18 protein-coding genes are annotated in these 19,714 nt (G+C 69.2%); 14 read left to right on the top strand and 4 right to left on the bottom strand.

Annotation, left to right across the window (positions count from 1 at the left end; translation table 11 throughout):
- Positions 1–58 precede the first annotated feature (58 nt).
- From KTR9_RS03815 to KTR9_RS03795, 5 genes are all read left to right on the top strand, one after another.
- Complete coding sequence (locus KTR9_RS03815) at positions 59–874, top strand: LytR/AlgR family response regulator transcription factor (protein WP_014925289.1); 816 nt, start codon at positions 59–61, stop codon at positions 872–874.
- Positions 867–1,280, top strand: coding sequence for a hypothetical protein (locus tag KTR9_RS03810; RefSeq protein WP_044505801.1), 414 nt, complete (start codon positions 867–869; stop codon positions 1,278–1,280). Before KTR9_RS03815 ends, KTR9_RS03810 begins: the two co-directional genes overlap by 8 nt.
- Positions 1,277–3,028, top strand: coding sequence for a sodium/solute symporter (locus tag KTR9_RS03805; protein ID WP_014925287.1), 1,752 nt, complete (start codon positions 1,277–1,279; stop codon positions 3,026–3,028). Before KTR9_RS03810 ends, KTR9_RS03805 begins: the two co-directional genes overlap by 4 nt.
- Before the next feature lie 173 nt (positions 3,029–3,201).
- Complete coding sequence (locus KTR9_RS03800; protein ID WP_014925286.1) at positions 3,202–3,558, top strand: DUF485 domain-containing protein; 357 nt, start codon at positions 3,202–3,204, stop codon at positions 3,556–3,558.
- Positions 3,555–5,207: a solute symporter family protein gene (locus tag KTR9_RS03795; protein WP_014925285.1), complete on the top strand. Its 1,653-nt coding sequence runs from the start codon at positions 3,555–3,557 to the stop codon at positions 5,205–5,207. The genes KTR9_RS03800 and KTR9_RS03795 overlap by 4 nt, the downstream gene beginning before the upstream one ends.
- A 170-nt stretch (positions 5,208–5,377) precedes the next feature.
- Here the strand turns inward: KTR9_RS03795 and KTR9_RS03790 are convergent, their stop codons facing one another.
- Both KTR9_RS03790 and KTR9_RS03785 read right to left on the bottom strand, forming a co-directional pair.
- The gene (locus KTR9_RS03790) at positions 5,378–6,790 is read right to left on the bottom strand and encodes an amidase (protein WP_014925284.1); all 1,413 of its coding nucleotides are present in this window, start codon (positions 6,788–6,790) and stop codon (positions 5,378–5,380) included.
- 9 nt (positions 6,791–6,799) lie between these two features.
- Positions 6,800–7,414: a TetR/AcrR family transcriptional regulator gene (locus tag KTR9_RS03785; RefSeq protein ID WP_014925283.1), complete on the bottom strand. Its 615-nt coding sequence runs from the start codon at positions 7,412–7,414 to the stop codon at positions 6,800–6,802.
- A gap of 87 nt (positions 7,415–7,501) precedes the next feature.
- Between KTR9_RS03785 and KTR9_RS03780 the strand changes: the two genes are divergently transcribed.
- Positions 7,502–8,764, top strand: a complete 1,263-nt coding sequence (locus tag KTR9_RS03780) for an MFS transporter (protein ID WP_044505798.1) — start codon at positions 7,502–7,504, stop codon at positions 8,762–8,764.
- 26 nt (positions 8,765–8,790) lie between these two features.
- Here the strand turns inward: KTR9_RS03780 and KTR9_RS03775 are convergent, their stop codons facing one another.
- A complete protein-coding gene (locus KTR9_RS03775; RefSeq protein WP_014925281.1) occupies positions 8,791–9,402 on the bottom strand; it encodes a TetR/AcrR family transcriptional regulator in 612 nt (203 codons plus the stop codon).
- Positions 9,403–9,622: 220 nt separating this feature from the next.
- Between KTR9_RS03775 and KTR9_RS03770 the strand changes: the two genes are divergently transcribed.
- From KTR9_RS03770 to KTR9_RS03755, 4 genes are all read left to right on the top strand, one after another.
- Positions 9,623–10,816, top strand: coding sequence for an acyl-CoA dehydrogenase family protein (locus KTR9_RS03770; RefSeq protein ID WP_014925280.1), 1,194 nt, complete (start codon positions 9,623–9,625; stop codon positions 10,814–10,816).
- Between the two features lie 43 nt (positions 10,817–10,859).
- A complete protein-coding gene (locus KTR9_RS03765; RefSeq protein ID WP_014925279.1) occupies positions 10,860–11,972 on the top strand; it encodes an acyl-CoA dehydrogenase family protein in 1,113 nt (370 codons plus the stop codon).
- Positions 11,973–12,119: 147 nt separating this feature from the next.
- Positions 12,120–12,593, top strand: coding sequence for a DUF350 domain-containing protein (locus KTR9_RS03760; RefSeq protein ID WP_014925278.1), 474 nt, complete (start codon positions 12,120–12,122; stop codon positions 12,591–12,593).
- A gap of 99 nt (positions 12,594–12,692) precedes the next feature.
- Complete coding sequence (locus tag KTR9_RS03755) at positions 12,693–13,151, top strand: SRPBCC family protein (protein ID WP_010842870.1); 459 nt, start codon at positions 12,693–12,695, stop codon at positions 13,149–13,151.
- Positions 13,152–13,194: 43 nt separating this feature from the next.
- Here KTR9_RS03755 and KTR9_RS03750 read toward each other — a convergent pair whose 3' ends face one another.
- Entirely contained in the window at positions 13,195–13,995 is an 801-nt protein-coding gene (locus KTR9_RS03750; protein WP_010842871.1) for an HAD-IIA family hydrolase, read from the bottom strand.
- Positions 13,996–14,094: 99 nt separating this feature from the next.
- Between KTR9_RS03750 and moeA the strand changes: the two genes are divergently transcribed.
- The 4 genes from moeA to KTR9_RS03730 all read left to right on the top strand — a co-directional run bounded on the left by moeA (position 14,095) and on the right by KTR9_RS03730 (position 19,535).
- Complete coding sequence (moeA, locus tag KTR9_RS03745; RefSeq protein WP_014925276.1) at positions 14,095–15,336, top strand: molybdopterin molybdotransferase MoeA; 1,242 nt, start codon at positions 14,095–14,097, stop codon at positions 15,334–15,336.
- A gap of 103 nt (positions 15,337–15,439) precedes the next feature.
- A complete protein-coding gene (locus KTR9_RS03740) occupies positions 15,440–16,171 on the top strand; it encodes a phosphatidylserine decarboxylase (RefSeq protein ID WP_014925275.1) in 732 nt (243 codons plus the stop codon).
- A gap of 26 nt (positions 16,172–16,197) precedes the next feature.
- Entirely contained in the window at positions 16,198–17,247 is a 1,050-nt protein-coding gene (locus tag KTR9_RS03735) for a CDP-alcohol phosphatidyltransferase family protein (RefSeq protein WP_238554029.1), read from the top strand.
- Entirely contained in the window at positions 17,244–19,535 is a 2,292-nt protein-coding gene (locus KTR9_RS03730) for an AAA family ATPase (RefSeq protein ID WP_014925274.1), read from the top strand. The genes KTR9_RS03735 and KTR9_RS03730 overlap by 4 nt, the downstream gene beginning before the upstream one ends.
- The last annotated feature ends 179 nt before the right edge of the window (positions 19,536–19,714 follow it).

Raw genomic sequence — 19,714 nt, 5'->3', positions numbered from 1 at the left:
GGGTGCGCGAACCCCAGGGCGGTAAACTGCGGTCTGTCGTCGAGGCGGGAGGTGTTCCATGACCGCATTGGTGGTACTCGCGGTCGACGACGAACCACCCGCTCTCGACGAGCTCGGTTACCTGCTGAACCGGCAGGACGACGTCGCCGAGGTCCGGTCCGCCTCCGACGCCACCGGCGCCCTCCGCGAGCTCAACGACCATCGGATCGATGCGATCTTCCTCGACATCAACATGCCCGGCCTGTCGGGACTCGAACTCGCCGGCGTACTGGCGAAGTACGCCTCGCCCCCGGCGATCGTGTTCGTCACCGCCCACGACGACCGCGCCGTCGACGCGTTCGAGGTCGGCGCGGTCGACTACCTGCTCAAACCTCTTCGCGAGCAACGTCTCACGCAGGCGGTCGAGCGGGTCCGCGCCAGCCTCGAGCGCCGCGGACGCACACCCGAACCCGAGCAGTCGGCCGCTCGGCCGGAACGCCGCACCGGCTCCGACGACGTCATCCCGGTCGAGATGAGCGGCGTGACCTCGCTCGTCCGACGCGACTCGATCTCCTGGGTCGAAGCCGTCGGCGATTACGCGCGCCTGCATGCCGACTCGGGCGCCCACCTCGTGCGCATCCCGTTGTCGACCCTCGAATCCCGCTGGCAGGAGACCGGTTTCGCGCGAGTACACCGGTCCTACCTCGTCGCGTTGCCGATGGTCACCGGTTTGCGCACCGTCGGCGGCGGCACCGTGGTGTGCGTTCGCGCGAACGGCGCGTCCGACGCCGTCGAACTACCGGTGAGCCGTCGTCAGGTCCGCGAACTCAAGGACCGTCTCATCCGGGATCCGCTGCGCCAGTACCGTTCCCCCGCCGGCCGAGACGATGGCTGAGCACCCGCCCCAGCGCGAACGCGTGGTGCTCGCCGCGCGCCGCGGGGCGCGGATGGTGCGCACCCGCGTCGAGGTCCAGGAACAGACCGAGGTCGGCGACGCGCTCGTCCGGGGCCTCATGCGCGCCCAGCTCGGCCTCGCCCTCCGACTCGGTGGCGCCCTGCTCGCCGTCTCGGCCGCGATACCTGTTGCCGCCTGGCTGTTCCCGGGCATCGCCGACGCCGAGGTCTTCGGCATCCGCCTGATCTGGCTGGTGCTGGGGCTGCTCGCGTTCCCGGTCCTCTACCTGACCGGCCGACTGTACGTACATCTCGCCGAACAGGCCGAACGCGACTTCATGGGCCTCGTCGACGACGATCTGACCGACCCCGTCGGGGACGACGTGCCAGAGCAGGGGCCGCCGTGACGGCCGAGGTCCACGCCCTCACCGCGGTCGGTCTGTTCGTCGCCGCCATCGCCACCATCGTCGTGGGTGCGTGGGGCGGCCGGTTCTCGCGCACCACCTCCGATTTCCTCGTGGCGTCCCGGACCGTCGGCTCGAGGTGGAACGCCGCCGCGGTGTCCGGCGAATACCTGTCGGCGGCATCGTTCCTCGGAGTCGCCGGGCTCATCGCGAAGTACGGCGCCGATGCCCTCTGGTACCCCGTGGGGTTCACCGCCGGATACCTGGGCCTGTTGCTGTTCGTCGCTGCGCCACTGCGTCGTTCCGGGGCCTACACGGTGCCCGACTTCGCCGAGTTCCGCCTCGCCTCCACGGCCGCGCGGAAGACGGCGATGCTCGTCGTGGTCGTCGTGTGCGTGCTGTACCTCATCCCCCAGTTCCAGGGCGCGGGCCTCACCCTCAACATCCTGCTCGGCGCCCCGGTGTGGGCCGGCGTGGTCGGCGTCGGCCTGATCGTCATCGTGAACGTCGTCGGCGGCGGCATGCGGTCGATCACCTTCGTGCAGGCCTTCCAGTACTGGCTCAAACTGACCGCGATCGCGGTTCCCGCCCTCGTCCTGATCGGCGTCTTCGCCCAGGACCCCACCCCAATCGGTGAACCCGCGCCGCCACGCATCACCACCGCGACCACCGTCGACGTCACCACCGATGTGTCGGTCACCGTCGCCGAGACCACCGGCGTGCGGGTCACCGGGATGCTGGACGGAATCGTCGTCGACGACGCGCCCGTGGCCACCACCGGACCGCACGTGATCTCCGCCGGTTCCACCATCTTTCTCGACGCCGGAGCGGCGACCCCCGTCGTCGCGGGCGCGCCGACGCAGAACGCCGACTGGATCGCCCCCGGTGGTGGGTTCGGCGGGAATCATCCGCTCTACCAGGTGCTGTCGCTGATCATCGCGACGTTCCTCGGCGTGATGGGTCTGCCGCACGTGCTGGTGCGCTTCTACACCAACCCCGACGGTCGATCGGCTCGACGGACGGCGCTGGCCGTCATCGCCCTGCTGTCGCTGTTCTATCTCTTCCCCATCCTGCTGGGCGTGTTCGCGCGGCTCTACGTCCCCGAACTGCTGATCACCGGCACCGCCGACGCCGCGGTCCTGCTGTTGCCCAGCGCGGCCGTTGGCGGGATCGCCGGCCAGATCCTGGCCGCCCTCGTCGCAGCGGGGGCGATCGCCGCCTTCCTCGCCACCTCGTCGGGGTTGCTGGTGTCGGTCGCCGGCGCGCTCGCCACCGATCTGCTGCGGGGTCGCGTCCGCGATTTCCGGGTGGCCGCGGTCATCGGCGGACTGATCCCGATCGGCCTGTCGCTGGCGGCCGCCTCCCTCGAACTGTCCCGGACCGTCGGACTGGTGTTCGCGGTCGCCGCGTCGACGCTGTGCCCGCTGCTGGTACTGGGGATCTGGTGGCGCGGGCTGACGGCGGTCGGCGCCATCGCCGGGCTCATCGTCGGCGGCGCGTCGTCGGGTTCGGCGACGATGCTGGCGATCGCGGGCGTCGCCGACGACGACGTGCTGGGCGGGTGGCTCGAGGTCGTCATCGGCTACCCGGCCGCGGTCACGGTCCCTCTCGCGTTCGGCACGATGGTGCTGGTCAGCCGGATGACCCGGCGTCGGGTACCCGCCGATCTCGCGCGCACGTTCGCTCGGATGCACGTGCCCGAACGCGTCGGGATGGGCCTGGACCGCACACCCGGACGGGCGTCGGACTGACCGATCGGAGGGGTGACCGCTCGCCGTTCGTCGGATGTCACCGACCGTCCGTCGCACAGGATGCGGGCTTCGGCGTGTGATCCAGGCCACCCGATTGCCTGTGATCTGGACCTCATTCAGGCTGACTGTCGTAGAGCCATCACACATGTGGCCACGTCACCCTGGGAGGAAACGTGTCGACCGTCGACCAACCACCACCGGCGCCACACGCGCCGACCGGCGAAGAATTCATCGAGATGCAGGCCAGTCCGGAGTTCCAGGAACTGCGGCGGACCCTGCGGAAGTTCGTCTTCCCGCTCACCGCGTTCTTCCTGATCTGGTACGCCCTCTACGTGCTACTCGGCGCGTTCGCGCATGACTTCATGGCGACCCGGGTCTGGGGCAACATCAACCTCGGTCTCATCCTCGGTCTGCTGCAGTTCGTCAGCACGTTCGTCATCACCGGCATGTACGTACGCTTCGCCAATCGCCACCTCGACCCGAAGGCCGAGGCGATCCGCAACGAGATGGAAGGCGGTCCCTCGCTGTGAACGTGAATGTCCACACCACCGATGTGACCGTCCTCGCGGCGACCGTCGGCAGCCCTGTCGCCAACATCGCCATCTTCGCCGCCTTCGTCGCGGTCACGATGTTCGTTGTCATCAAGGCCAGCAAGAACAACACCACCGCCGCCGACTTCTTCACCGGCGGCCGCGGATTCTCCGGACCGCAGAACGGGATCGCCATCGCCGGCGACTACCTCTCGGCAGCCAGCTTCCTCGGCATCGCGGGCGCCATCGCGGTCTACGGCTACGACGGCTTCCTCTACTCCATCGGATTCCTCGTCGCGTGGCTCGTCGCCCTGCTGCTCGTGGCCGAATTGCTGCGCAACACCGGCAAGTTCACGATGGCCGACGTCCTCAGCTTCCGGCTCAAGCAACGCCCCGTCCGCCTGGCCGCGGCGATCTCCACCCTCGCCGTGTCGCTGTTCTACCTGCTCGCCCAGATGGCCGGCGCCGGTGGCCTGGTCGCGCTGCTCCTCGACATCGAGGGACGCGTCGGCCAGTCCATCGTCATCGCCGTCGTCGGTGCGCTGATGATCGTCTACGTGCTCATCGGCGGCATGAAGGGCACCACCTGGGTGCAGATCATCAAGGCCGTCCTGCTCATCGCGGGTGCCGGCATCATGACCGTCATCGTCCTGGCCAAGTTCGGCATGAACCTGTCGTCGATCCTCGGGGCGGCACAGGACGCCGTCACCGACTCGACCAGCGAAAAGGTCGCCTCGCGTGACGTTCTCGCTCCCGGCGCCCAGTACGGCGGTTCGCTCACGAGTCAGATCAACTTCATCTCGCTCGCCATCGCACTCGTCCTCGGCACCGCGGGACTGCCGCACGTGCTGATGCGCTTCTACACCGTGCCGACCGCCAAGGAGGCCCGCAAGTCGGTGGTCTGGGCCATCGCCCTGATCGGTGCCTTCTACCTGTTCACGCTGGTGCTCGGTTACGGTGCGGCCGCCCTGGTCGGACCGGACAAGATCCTCGACGCGGCCGGCGGACAGAACTCCGCGGCACCACTGTTGGCGTTCGAGCTCGGCGGCGTCGTCCTCCTGGGCATCATCTCGGCGGTCGCCTTCGCGACCATCCTCGCCGTGGTCGCCGGCCTCGCCATCACCGCGTCGGCGTCGTTCGCCCACGACATCTACGCGTCGGTGATCAAGCGCAACAAGGCAAGTGAGGCCGACCAGGTCCGCGTCTCGCGGTACACCGTCGTCGTCCTCGGCATCGTGAGCATCATCCTCGGCATCCTCGCCAACGGCCAGAACATCGCCTTCCTGGTGGCGCTGGCCTTTGCGATCGCCGCGGCCGCGAACCTGCCGACGATCGTCTACTCGCTCTACTGGAAGCGCTTCAACACCCGCGGCGCCCTGTGGAGCATGTACGGCGGCCTGATCTCCACGATCGTGCTGATCATCTTCTCCCCCGCCGTCTCCGGGTCGTCGACCGCCATGATCTCCGGCGCCGACTTCGCCTGGTTCCCCCTGGCCAACCCGGGCATCATCTCGATCCCGCTGGCCTTCGTCCTCGGTATCGTCGGCACGCTGACGACCCCGTCGGACAACGGCACCCCGGAGCGCAACGCCGAGATGGAGGTCCGCTCCCTCACCGGCATCGGCGCGGAGAAGGCCGTGCAGCACTAGGCAACTCGCGCCCGCCAGATCCACCGACCAACAGACGCACCATCGGCTTCCGGTGGTGCGTCTGTTGTTGGCGCTCGCCGACGATCGCACTCCCGCGTCGCCGTTTCCGTCCCGCTTATCGAATCCAATCAGCGCGACGGAAACGTCACCGCGGGAACGGATTACGCGAGTCAGGCGTCCTGGATCCGTGCGAACGGCGCGGCAGCCTCGAGCTCGAAGGCCAACTCGAGGAGTGTGCGTTCCTGACCGAGGTCGGCGGCGAAATGGATGCCCACGGGCATGCCCGACTCCGTCTGTCCGAGAGGCAGACTGATCGCCGGGGTGCCGGCGGTGTTGTTGGCCGGGGTGAACGCGATGAATCCGGTCAGCCGGTCCATGGCCTCGTCGAATTCGATTGCCGGATCGAGATATCCGATCTCGGGGGTCGCGTGGACGACGGTCGGGGTGAGGATCACGTCGAAGGTGTCGTGCAGACCCCGGATCGTGGCGGTGGACTTCTTCAGCCCCCGGACCGCACCGGGTAGCCGATAGAAGTGGCGCAGAGCGTTGCGCGACAGACCGCGGGTGAACGAGTCCACCTGCGACCGATCGAATCCCTTGTCGACCACCCGCTTTCCGAACCGATCCAGCGCCAGGGCCAACAATGACCAGTAGTCGATGAAGTCCCGGACGTAGTCACGGTCGACCGGCAACGGCACCATCTCGGTGCGGTGCCCGAGAGACTCGACGAGCTCTGCCGCCTCGGCGACGCACCGCTGGGTGTCCCGGTCGAGCAGGGAGCCGGTCAGCGGTTCGGTGATCAGCGCGATCTTCAGTCGCTTGGTGCCCGGACCTTCGACGACCCCGACGGGCGGCATCCCGGGCGCGGGCCGGAAACCCTGCGTGTCGGCCAGGAACCGCGCGGTGTCGCGCACCGAACGGCTGACGATCCCGTTGGACACCAGGTCGATCGGCGCGTCGCGCGTCTCTTTCGACGACTCGACCCGCCCGCGGCTCGGCTTGAGCCCCACCAGACCACAGATCGCGGCCGGAATCCGGATCGACCCACCACCGTCGTTGGCGTGTGCGATCGGCAATGCACCGGAAGCGACCAGCGCCGCCGAACCGCCGGACGAACCACCCGAGGAGTAGTCGGTGTCCCACGGGTTGCGCGTCGGCTCACGGTCGACGAACTCCGTCGTCGAGGTCAGCCCGAAGGCGGGCATCGTCGACGCTCCGACGACGTTGACCCCGCTGGCCAGGAACTGGTTGGTGAAGGCCTCGTTGGCCGCGGCCGGCCGCGGTGGCACCGCAGCCGACCCATGGCAGGTCGGCAGTCCCGCGAAGTCGGTGTTGTTCTTGATGATCGACGGCACCCCGATGAACGATCCCAGCGGAAAGTCGTTGTCGACAGCGCGTTTCCGGGCGCGCTCGCGGTCGTCGAAGGCGATCGCGTTGAGGTGCGGGTTGACGGCGTCGACCCGGGCGATCGCGGCCTCGACCGCTTCCGCGGCGGAGATCCGACCGGAGGAGATCGCGTCGGCGATGCCGACCGCGTCGTGCTCGCCGAGTGCGTCGTCGGTGAACGCGTGGACGTGTTTCATGCCCGGACCCTACCGTCTTGGCGCGGCCCCGATCATCGAGAAGACGTCACCGACCAGTCGGCGGGCGTGATCGGCGTCGAGTTCGAGCCCGAACACCGCGTGGTGGTACAGGGGGGCGATCACGTGGTCGAGCACCTGACGCACCGACGGGGTGGGTTCGCCGCGCTCCTGCGCCCGCGCGATCATCTGTTCGGCGTGCTCCCGCCGGATCTCCCAGCACGGACAGACCTCGACGATGTCCTCGCGGGCCGCGACCATGGCGCGCAGATACGCCCGGCGCTTGGGGCGCGCGATGTCGGCGGCGATGATCTGCGCCCACTCGGACAGATCGTCGACGAGGGTGCCGGTGTCGGGTAGCGGTTCGCCCTGCGTCAGGGCCGCAACGGCAACCTCCCCGAGCAGTGCGTCGATCGACCCCCACCGACGATAGATGCTCGTCGGATTGACCCCGGCGAGTTCGGCGACCTCAGGGATCGTCATCGTCTCGCGGCGTCCGGCACCGACGAGCTGACCGACCGCCGAATACACGGCGGACTGCACCCGGGCGCTGCGGCCACCGGGCCGCCGCGCGGGTGCACCGGAACCGGCCGCCCCTGACTGGGCTGGTGCACTGGCACTCGTCATGCGACCATTATTGCAAAGCCGATTGCTTTTGGGGTCCCGGCACCGCTACTTTCGTAAACGCAAGGATTTTTGCGTTAAGGAGACGAGATGGCGCCGCTACACCCACATCGCGCGTTCTGGCTGATCGCCGCGACCTCTGTGATGGTCCTGTTCGCCTCGGCCGCACCCTCTCCTCTATATCCCGTCTACCAGGAGTTGTGGGGCTTCTCCTCATTGACGCTCACCCTGGTCTTCGCGGTCTACGTCGTCACCATGCTGATGAGCCTCCTGACTGTCGGCTCGTTGTCCGACCACATCGGTCGCCGCCCGGTACTCGCGGTCGCCCTGGTCCTGCTGATCATCAGCATGATCCTGTTCGTGGTCGCAGGCGACGTCGGCACGCTTCTCGCGGCCCGCGCCCTGCAGGGCCTGGCCACCGGCGCGGCCATGGGCACGCTGACCGCGACGACCGTCGACCTGCAACCCACCGCCCGCATGGGTTCGGCGATCGTCGGCGCGGCCCCAGCGATGGGCCTGGCCTGCGGAGTGGCCGTCGCCGGACTGCTGGTCGAATACGCCCCGGCCCCTCGCATTCTCGTTTTCGAGATCATCCTGTCTCTGTTGGCCGGCCTGCTGATCGCCCTGCTCGTGGTCCCCGAGACCGGGCAGCGGGGTGGCTTCGAGTCCCGGCGGCACCTCGCGGTGACACTCGCCCCGCAGATCAGCGTGCCCCGGGTGGTCCGCGGCGCGTTTCTCGCCTCGGCTCCGGCACTCATCGCCACCTGGTCGCTCGCCGGGCTGTACCTGTCCCTCGGGTCGTCGGCGGTGTCCAGCGTCTTCGGCGTCACCAATCACGGTGCCGCCGGCCTGGTCCTGTTCGGCTTCTTCGCCTGCGCGGCGATGACCTCGTTGCTGATCACCGGCCGTTCGTCGACCGTCAAGTCGGCCTTCGGCTATCCCGCGCTCGCCGCGGGCGTGCTGATCTCTCTGTCCGGGGTTCTCGTCGAATCCCTGCCCCTGTACGTCATCGGCTCCATCGTGGCCGGCTCGGGATGGGCGTCGACCTTCCTCGGGGCGATGGACAACATCTCGGCCGCCACGCCGGCGACCCAGCGCGGCCAGGTCTACTCCTCGGTCTTCGTGGCGAGCTACCTCGCATTCAGCGCGCCTGCTGTCATCGCCGGAATCCTGGTGTCGCACATAGGACTACGCGACACGATCATCGGCTACGTCTGCTACGTACTCATCATCGCGCTCATCGGCGCGACACTCACCGTCGTCACACGCCGTCGGTCATCGGGCGCGGTGAGGGGCACGGACACGGTCGCCGGCGAGACGTTCCCGAGAGCCGAGCCGGTCGCGAGGAGTTGACCCGGGCCGACAGGCCGACCGGCCGACTACGACGAACCGACCATCCGCATGGCCAGTTCGGCATAGAAGTCGCCCATCTGCGTCGGCGACAGCGCACCGCCCTCGCGATACCAACGCGCGACATCGATTCCCATGGACAACATCGCGTTGGTGGTGGCGAGCGAATCGGCGACGGCGAAGTCGCCGTCGTCGAGGCCGGCGTCGACGACTGCCCGCACTCGCCGGGTGATCTCGCGGCGCATGGCCATCACGGTGTCCAGGTGGTCGGGTGCGAGCGAGTTCAGCTCGTAGTTCACCACCCGTCCGCCCACATGTTCGCGCGCGTGGTGCTCGGTGAACGCGTGGACGATCGCCCGCAGCCGGTCGCCGGGGGACGCCGACGGATCGTCGGCCTCGTCGATCGCCGCCAGGATGGCGCGGTGACCGGCGTCGGAGATCTCGAACAGCAGCTCCTCTTTGGAGCGGAAGTGCACGTAGACCGCCGCCGAACTCATCTGCGCGCCGTTGGCGATGTCCCGGGTGGTGGTGCCGTTGAAACCCTTCGCGGCGAACGCCTCGACGGCTGCACGCAGGAGCCGGGCCCGCGCGGCCATCGGCCGCGCCTGCTGCACCGGGTCGGCGGACGGGCCCACATTCATCCCTTCGGAACGGTCGTCAGGCGCCTGCGCGACGGCCGTGATTGACAGCATCCGGCCCGCGCGGCATAGTGCAACCTATCACTAAGCAAGCGCTTAGTCACCAGTGGTTCGGCTGGCTCGTCCAGCAGGACCGCGCACGACGGAGGCCCTCGTTCGAACGCCATCGCCCGGACGCCGTCGCCCGAGTACGGACACCTTCGACAGGAGTAGAGAAGAACCCATGCAGCTGACATTCAGTCCTGAAGAAGAGGCCTTCCGCGAGGAGTTGCGCAGCATCTTCGCCAAGGTCCCCGAAGACGTCCGCAAGCGGTGCGAAGAGGGCAAGCTCAATTACCCCGAGGATCTCGTCACCACCACCCGCATCCTCAACGAGCACGGCGTCGCCACCCCGAGCTGGCCCGTCGAGCACGGCGGCAAGGACTGGACCCCGATCCAGCACCACATCTACCGCGAGGAGATGAGCCTCGCGTTCGTCCCCGACATGCTCCCCTTCAACGTCGGCATGATCGGCCCGGTCATCGCGCAGTTCGGGTCCGACGAGATGAAGGAACGCTTCCTCGCCAAGACCGCCAACCTCGACATCTGGTGGTGCCAGGGCTTCTCCGAGCCCGAGGCCGGGTCCGATCTGGCGTCGCTCAAGACCCGCGCGGTCCGCGACGGTGACCACTACGTGATCAACGGCCAGAAGACCTGGACCACGCTCGGCCAGTTCGCGGACTGGATCTTCTGCCTCGCGCGCACCAACCCGGACGTGAAGAAGCAGGCCGGCATCAGCATGTTCCTGTTCCCGATGGACACCCCGGGCGTCGAGATCCGCCCGATCCAGCTCATCGACGGCAGCTACGAGGTCAACGAGGTCTTCTTCAACGACGTCCGCGTCCCCGCGGAGAACATGGTCGGCGAGGAGAACAGCGGCTGGACGCAGGCCAAGTTCCTGCTCGGCAACGAGCGCAACGGCATCGCCCGGGTCGGTTACACCAAGGCCAAGCTCGCCCGCGCCAAGGAACTGGCCAAGCAGACGCGTACGGCCAAGGGCAGCCTGCTCGACGATCCGCTGTTCGCGGCACGTCTGGCCGAGGTGGAGAACGAACTGCTCGCGCTCGAGCTCACCCAGCTGCGTGTCGCCGCGTCGTCGGCAGACGGCAAGCCGAACCCCGCGTCGTCGCTGCTCAAGCTGACCGGTAGCCAGCTGCAGCAGGCCGCGATGGAGCTGATCGCCGACATCGCCGGCCCCGACTCGCTTCCGGTGGCACAGCTCGACGCGTCGGCACCGAACGGCAGCGCCGAGGTGAGCGCCCCCGAGTGGGCCCAGCTCGCGGCCCCGACCTACCTCAACTACCGCAAGGTCACGATCTACGGCGGCTCGTCGGAAGTCCAGCGCCAGATCATCGACAAGGCCGTCCTGGGCCTCTGAGCCCCGGCCACGACTCTCTTCAGACCTTCACCAAAGGAACACCATGGATTTCGAGCTTTCCGAAGAGCAGGGGATGCTGCGCGACACCGTTCGCGAAGTCCTCACCAAGACCTACGACGTCGAGACACTGCGCAAGGTCACCGACACCGATCTCGGTTGGAGCGAGAAGGTGTGGAAGTCGCTGGCCGAGATCGGCATCCTCGGCCTGACCTTCCCGGAGAACGAGGGCGGCATGGATGCCGGCCCCGTCGAATTCACCAGTGTCATGACCGAACTCGGACGCGCACTGGCGCCCGAGCCCTACCTCGACTCGGTCCTCGTCCCCGGCTCGCTCCTCGGGCTCGCCGACGATGCGACTCGCACCGAGCTGCGCACCGCACTGGCCTCCGGAGAACTCCTGATGGCCTTCGCCCACACCGAGCCCGGTGACCGCTGGCCGGAGGCGCGGGTCGAGACGACCGCATCGGCCGACGGTGTCCTCAACGGCACCAAGAGCCTTGTCGGACATGGTGATTGCGCGGCCAAGCTGATCGTGTCGGCCCGCGACGACAACGGTGTCGGCCTCTACCTCGTCGACGCCGACGCCGAGGGCGTCACCCGCACGCCGTACCGGACGCACGATCGCCGACGCGGCGCGCAGTTCGAGTTCAACGACGTCAAGGCCACGCGGTTGGGCACCGGCGACGCGTCGCAGACCATCGCCGACGCCGAGGTGGGCGTCCAGACCGCGCTGTGCGCCGAGGCCGTCGGCGCGATGGAGCGCAGCCTGGATCTGACCGTCGAATACCTGAAGTCACGCAAGCAGTTCGGCGTCACGCTGTCGGCCTTCCAGGCCCTCACGCACCGCGCCGCCGACATGTACGTCCAGCTCGAACTCGCGCGCAGCCTGAGCCTGTACGCGACGTCGGCGCTGGCCGACGGCATCGCCGATCCCATCATCGCGTCGCGGGCGAAGCTGCAGATCTGCCGGTCCGCGCGCCTGATCGGTCAGGAAGCGATCCAGATGCACGGCGGTATCGGCATGACCGCCGAGTACCCGATCGCCCACTACGTGAGCCGACTGACGGCGATCAGCCACACTCTCGGCGACGCGTCGGACCACGTGACCCGTCTCGCGGAGAACGTCGACAACTACGACATGCTCAGCGTCGGCTGACACCGCACCTTCCGGACACGCGCCGGAAGGGGTGCTGCGGGGCTGCGCCCCGGCTACTGTCCTTCAGCGAAGGTCCTTTTGCGCTTCTCGCGTACGGGCCTTCGCTGAAGTCGTTGTCGGGAGTCGTCGTGGGGCGAGAGGAACCGGATGGAACTGCTGCGGGACAACCTGGCCGCGGGCGCGTCGTTCAGCCTGGTCGGGATCGCCTTGCTGGTCCTCGGATTCGCCGCACTCGACCTGGTGACGCCGGGCCGGCTGCGACAGTTGGTGTGGATCGAGCACAACCGCAACGCGGTGCTGCTGACCACGTCGATGGTCATCGGTCTCGCGATCGTGCTGGTCTCGTCGGTCATCGACACCGAGCTACTGGAGTTGTGGCGCGCGCTGCTCTACACCGCGGCCTACTCGGTGCTCACCATCGCGGTGATGACGTGGTCGTTCGTACTGATCGACTGGCTCACTCCCGGGAAGCTGGGCACGCTGCTGTTCGACGGGTCGGCGCGTGACGACGCCGCTCCGGACGCCGGCCGACGGGCCGCCGACGAGCATCCCGCGGGCTGGATCACCGCTGCCGTGTTCGTGGCAGTGGGTGCCGTCGTCGGCACGACCCTGCTGGTCTGAGTCGACGAGACGCCGCTGGTCCGCGCGTTTTTCGGGTTGACTCGAGCACCGGAACATGCTTATTGACCCCCGGCCAACAAGCCCATAGGGTGGGCGACCATGACCGCAGCACTCATCGAGGAGTCCATCGACATCGCCGCCACGCCCGAACAGGTGTGGTCGGTGATCTCCGATCTGAAGCGCATGGGCGAGTGGAGCCCACAGTGCAAGAAGATGATCGTCCGCGGCGGCACCGTCGGGTTGGGGACCAAGACCATCAACATCAACCGCCGGGGGCCGCTGGTGTGGCCGACGACCGCCAAGGTCGTCCGCTTCACCCCCAACCAGGAACTCGGCTTCCGGGTCGCGGAGAACCACACCATCTGGAGCTACACCATCACCCCGAAGGACGCCGGCGTCACGGTCACCGAGCGCCGCGAGGTCAACGGATCGACCACCAAGGTGTCGTCGGTGCTCGTGGACAAGCTCTTCGGTGGGGCCGAGTCGTTCGAAGAGGAGCTCAAGCTCGGAATGGCCGAGACCCTGGGCAAGATCAAACGCGCCGCCGAGACCAACTGACCCTTCGAGACGCTCGCAAGCTCGCTCCTCAGGCGAGCACCGGTCAGGTCCCGCTGAGCTTGCCGATGAGCTCGGGGAGGTCGGCCACCGAGTCGATGATGTGGTCGGGGTAGGGCCCGAACTCGTCACGCTGCAGCGCGTGCAGCGCCTCCTCGCGGAACTTGCCGGTGCGCACCAGCACCCCGATCAGGGCCGCGGCCTGGGCGCCGAGGACGTCGTTGTGCATGTCGTCGCCGACCATCACCACCTGGGTCGGCTCGAGGCCCAGGATCTCGGTGGCCGCCCGAAAACCGACCGGCGAGGGCTTGCCGATCGCCTTGATCTTTGCGCCCGAAGCCTTTTCGAGCCCCTCCAGGTACACCCCGGTGTCGATGCTCAGACCGCTCGCCGTCGACCAGGTCATCGAGCGGTGCATCGCGATCACCGGGACGCCGTCCAGGAGCATCTCCAGGACCTTCGACAGCGTCGCGTGCGTGAACACCGAACCGGCGCCGCCGAGCACCACCACCTCGGCCGACGAGGGGTCGTCGGTCAGCTCCACGCCGGTCATGTCCTCGGCGATCGGCCCCTCGTTGAGCACCCACACGCGCTTGCCCGGATAGGTGGCGGCGACGTGTTCGGCGGTCAGTTTGGCCGCCGAGAGGATCTCGTCGGCCCTCACCTCGAAACCGGACGAGTTCAGCGCCTCGGCGATCTCGCCGCGCGAACGGGACGTCGTGTTGGTCAAGAACATCCGTGGAACGCCCTGATCGGCGAGGTCGGCGATCGCCTCGACCGCACCCGGCAGCGCCTTCCACGAGGTGACCATCACCCCGTCGATGTCGAGCAGCAGACCCAGCGCCATGCGCACGAATGTAGTCCTCGGGCAGCTGGGTCGCAGGACTGGCCCGGCCACCTGCCGGGACGCGGTGGCGCCCGCGCCGGCACCTGGCATGCTGAGCCCATGCGTACCGTCGTAGAGCATCAGCGCGTCGTCGCGGCGTTGTTCGGCGCGCCCGAACAATCGAAGGTCGCAGTGCCCGAATCCCTGGGCCTGGCCACGTTCACCGACGTCGACGCCCCGCTCTCGCTGCCCGGCTTCGACAACTCCGCGATGGACGGATTCGCCGTGCGCGCCGCCGATCTCGCGGATGCGAGCCCCGACAACCCGGTCACGCTGCCGGTCGCCGCGGACATCCCCGCCGGCCGCACCGACGACCTCACGCTCGAACCGGGGACCGCGCACCGGATCATGACCGGCGCCCCGATGCCCGGGGGCGCCGACGCGGTGGTCCCCGTCGAACTGACCGACGCCGTGGTGGGCCCGGTGGCCGCGGCGGCGACCGTCACCTTCACCGCGGCGCCCGAGCGCGGCAGGCACATCCGGCGCGGGGGCTCCGACATCGAGTTCGGCACCCGGGCGCTGCCGGCCGGCACGGTGATCGGCGCGCCGCAGATCGGCTTGCTGGCCGCACTGGGCATCGCCGAGGTCGCCGTCGCCCGCCGGTTGCGCGTGGTCGTGCTGTCCACCGGTTCCGAACTCGTCGAGCCCGGAAAGCCGTTGCGGCACGGGCAGATCTACGAGTCCAACGGCGCCATGCTCACCGCGGCGGTCATCGAGGCCGGCGCGGTCGGTCGTCATCTGCACTTCGTGCCCGACAACACCGCGGACTTCGCCGCGCGGCTCGACGAGGTCGCCGACGACGCCGATCTGATCATCACCTCGGGGGGCGTCAGCGCGGGCGCCTTCGAGGTGGTGAAGGACGCACTGTCGGCGACGGGGACCGTCGAGTTCGTGAAGGTGGCGATGCAGCCGGGTATGCCCCAGGGGTGTGGCCACTTCCCCTCGTCCCGCGGGGGCCGGGTACCGATCATCACCCTTCCGGGCAACCCCGTCAGTGCGCTCGTGTCCTTCGAGGTCTTCATCCGGCCGGCGTTGCGCGCCGCCATGGGACTGCCTGCCGACCGTGAGCGGATCAGGGCACGTCTCTCCGCCGACATCCGCTCACCCCGCGGGAAACGACAGTTCCTGCGCGGCGTGCTCGCCGCGGCGGACGTCGACGGGACTGTCGGAGTCGCCCCGATCGGTCCGCCTGCCTCCCATCACCTGCGCTACCTCGCCGAGGCCGACGCGCTGATCGACGTCCCCGCCGACGTCGAGGCAGTCGAGGCCGGATCGCTCGTGGACGTGCTGGTCCTGCGCTGACGACGAGGTCCGCGGGGGCGGCGCTCTAGAGTGGACGCCGATGCACCCGGCGATGCGGTGCGCACATGTACCCGGCCTGGACACAGGCCAGAGGAGGTTGATCGTGGCCCGACGTCCGCGTCCGGACGGCTCCGGTGACACCGGCCGTGTCGCCCATTTTATCGATCTGGCCCGAGAGACCATCCCCCCGATCCACCCGGCGGGCGCGCCGTTCGTCGCCGCCCCGGCCGCCGTGGCCCTCCTGGGGCGCCGGCACCGCTGGATCGCGCGGCCGGCCGCGCTGACCGCCGGGGCGTGCGCGGCCTTCTTCCGGCATCCCAAGCGTGTCCCGCCCACCGAGCCCGGTGTGGTGGTCGCTCCCGCAGACGGGACCATCGCCCTCGTCGACGAAGCCGTTCCGCCCGCCGAATCCGGCCTGGGCACGCAGCCGCTGCCGCGGGTCTCGACCTTCCTCTCGATCTTCGACGTCCACGTGCAGCGCGTGCCGATCGCGGGCACGGTGACGACCGTGACGCACACGCCGGGCGCGTTCGTCTCCGCCGACCTGCCCGAAGCCAGCCGCGACAACGAGCGCACCACGATGACCATCCGCACCACGGCCGCAGGCGGCGCCCCCGGCCCCGAGCTGGCGGTCGTGCAGATCGCCGGTCTCATCGCCCGGCGCATCGTGTGTGAACCGAAGGTCGGGGACTCGCTGGCGATCGGCGACACCTACGGGCTGATCCGATTCGGGTCGCGTGTCGACGTCTACTTCCCGGCCGGTACCCGACCCCGCGTCTCGGTCGGGCAGCGTGCGGTCGGCGGCGAGACCCCGTTCGCGTACCTGGATCAGTGAACTCCGGCCCGGTGAACTCGACCGACATGACCTCCTCCGGCACGAATCCCGGGCGGCGACGCCCCGGATCACGCACCGCCCGCACCCCGACGGCACGATCGGCCAGTCGACACGCGCAGGCGCACCCGGTTCCGCAGAAGGCGCCGGAGCGTCGGCGTCTACGACGCCAAGCACAGGCGAGCCGAATCGTCATCCCGTCGTCGCTGACGATCCTCGCGATCTGCGCGGGACTGACGGCGATGCGTTCGGCGATCAACGGCGACGTCGACACCGCGATGGCACTTCTCGTCGCAGCCGCGTTCCTCGACGGCATCGACGGCCGGGTCGCACGCCTGATGGGAGCGACCAGCCGGATCGGCGCCGAGATCGACTCACTGGCCGACGCGATCAACTTCGGCGTGGTCCCGGCGATGATCATCTACTTCCACTTCATCGACGGCCACGACCTCGGCTGGGTGCTCGCCCTGATCTACTGCTGCGCCATCGTGCTGCGGCTGGCGAGGTTCAACACCCTGCTCGACGACGATGACGCACCTGCCTACACGCGGGACTTCTTCGCCGGCGTCCCCGCTCCCGCCGCGGCGATCGCAGCACTGCTGCCCATCGGTCTGGAGCAACAGTTCGGCGAGGGCTGGTGGACGTCGCTGCCGGCCGTCGGCGGATGGCTGATCCTGGTCGCCTTCCTGGCCGTGAGCCGCGTCCCGACCTCCTCGTTGAAGACCGCGTCGATCCCGCCCGGCGCCGTGGCCGGTCTGCTGGTGTTGGTCGCCGCGGCCGCGGCACTGCTGGTGACCTTCCCCTACGTGCTGATGATGATCGCGATCGCCGGGTACGTCCTGCACATCCCGTTCGCGTGGCGCGCGCGTCGCTGGGTCGCCTCCCGGCCCGAGCACTGGGAGGACAAACCGGCCGAACGTCGCGCCCAGCGCCGTGCCCTGCGCACGGCATCTCCCGGTGGCCGTCGACGCCGGCCGGTCATCAACTCGCTCGGCCGGCTGGGCCTGAACCGTCCCACCGGCCCCGGCGTCGCCGCGGCCCGCGCCACCGGCGAGACGACCGAAAGCGAGCCCGAATGAGCGCACCCGCCTCCCTGACGCTGACTGCACGTCACAATCCCTCGGCGGCCGAGGCCCGGCGCGGCATCATCCGCGTACATCCCGAGGTACTCACGGCCCTGGCGCTCCGGGAGTGGGACGCGGTGTCGATCACCGGTGCCCGCGTGACGGCAGCCGTGGTGGCCGCGACCGAGGCATCCGCACCCACCGGCGTGGCCCTCCTCGACGAGATCGCCTTCTCCAATGCCGGCGTCCGCGAGAACTCGACGGTCGTGCTCGCACCGGTCGTGGTGCAGGGCGCGAGCCGGGTGGTGGTGAGCGGCTCGGCGTTGGCCACCCAGTCGATCACCGAGTCGACGCTGCGCCGTGCACTGCTGGGAAAGGTCCTGTCCGTCGGTGACGCGGTCTCGCTGCTCCCCCGCGACCTCGGTCCCGAACTCGCCGCCACCGAGGCCACCCGTGCGCTGGCGCGGTCGGTCGGGATCACCTGGACCACCGAGTTGCTGACCGTCACCGCGACCGAGCCCGGCCCACCGGCGGACGGGCAGGCGTCTGCGCCCGTGAGCGTGCAGACCAACACCGCCGTGCTGTGGTCGACGAGGGCGGGCGAGGTGGCGCCGCTCGGCGACCGCACCGGGCCGAGTTCGCCCCGGATCCCCGGTGCCCTCGGCATGGTGTCGGAGACCGAGTCGCGTCGGCCGGTCGTCGCGCCCGCCCCTGTCCGCGAGCCCGCCCGGGAGCCCGACCTGCCGGTCCGGCCGGTGTCGGAGCTGGTCGGCGTCGATTCCCAGATCACCAAGCTGACCGAATGGCTGACGATCACCCTCGACGAGCCCGACGTGCTGCGCACCCTGGGCGCGACGCCGCGTCTCGGCGTCCTGGTCACCGGCCCGGCGGGCGGTGGCAAGGCGACACTCGTGCGCTCGGTGTGCGCGTCGCGCACGCTGGTGACGGTCGACGGCCCGACGGCCGGCGCGACCCAGGCCGAAGCACGCCTGCGGACGGTCGCCGAGGCGGTCGCCCGCGCCCGGTCCGCGGGCGGGGTCCTGTTGATCACCGATGTCGACGCACTACTGCCCGCCGAACCCGAGCCGGTCGCCGCCCTGATCCTCGACGAACTGCGCTCGGGCATCTCCGATGGTCGGATCGTGCTCGTCGCGACGACCGCCGAACCGGTACGCCTCGACGCCCGGTTGCGCGACCCGTCGCTCTGCGATCGCGAACTCGTCATCGGGCTACCCGACGCCGCGACCCGTGCGCGGTTGCTGTCGGCGATCCTGTCGAACGTCCCGACCGACGGCGACCTCGATCTCACGTCGGTCGCGTCACGCACCCCGGGATTCGTCGCCGGCGATCTCGCCGCCCTCGCCCGGGAGGCCGCGCTCCGCGCCGCGACACGTGCGAGCGCCGAGAAGTCCGCGCCGTCCCTGCGCACCGAGGACCTCGTCGGCGCCCTCGACGTCATCCGTCCGGTGTCCCGCTCGGACTCCCCCGAGGTCGCGCTGGGCTCGATCACGCTGGCCGACGTCGGCGACATGGTGGAGACGAAACAGGCCTTGACCGAGGCGGTCCTGTGGCCGCTGCAACACCCCGACACCTTCGCCCGGCTCGGCGTCGACCCGCCGCGCGGGGTTCTGCTGTTCGGTCCGCCGGGCTGCGGCAAGACCTTCGTCGTCCGCGCGCTCGCGGCGTCGGGCCAGCTGTCGGTGCACACGGTCAAGGGCGCCGAACTGATGGACAAATGGGTCGGGTCTTCGGAGAAGGCGGTGCGGGACCTGTTCGCGCGAGCCCGCGAATCGGCACCCTCGCTGATCTTCCTCGACGAGGTCGACGCACTGGCCCCGCGCCGTGGCCAGTCCACCGACTCCGGTGTCGGCGACCGCGTGGTCGCCGCATTGCTCACCGAGCTCGACGGCGTCGAACCGCTCCAGGATGTCGTCGTGCTCGGCGCGACGAACCGTCCCGACCTCATCGATCCGGCTCTCCTCCGGCCCGGTCGGCTCGAACGACTCGTCTTCGTGCCGCCGCCGGACGCCGACGCGCGCGGGGACATCCTGCGCGCCACCGGGCGAGACGTCCCGCTCGACGGAGTCGACCTCGACGAGCTGGCCGCCGACCTCGAGGGGTATTCGGCGGCGGACTGCTCGGCGTTGCTGCGCGAGGCCGCGCTGTCGGCGATGCGCCGCGACATCGACGCCGCCTCGGTGACCGTGGCCGACGTCGACGAGGCCCGCCGGCGGGTGCGACCGTCTCTCGACCCCGCGCAGGTGGCGGACCTGAAGGCCTACGCGCAGCGTCGTCTCGACTGACCCCCGCCCCGGGCATCGACCGTGCGGGCATTTCCGTCGACTGGGCAGGGGATTCCGTCGAATGTGCGCTGGTGAGTCCCGGAACACACTCGGAATAACCTCCGATAGTTGCTGGTTACAACAATCACGCTTTATAGTTGCAGCAATCAACCAATCCGGTACGCGGTCGCGCGTGCCGA

Source organism: Gordonia sp. KTR9 (assembly GCF_000143885.2).
Classification (GTDB): domain Bacteria; phylum Actinomycetota; class Actinomycetes; order Mycobacteriales; family Mycobacteriaceae; genus Gordonia.
Note: the sequence above shows the minus strand (reverse complement) of the source record. Positions and strands in the feature narration are given on the sequence as shown.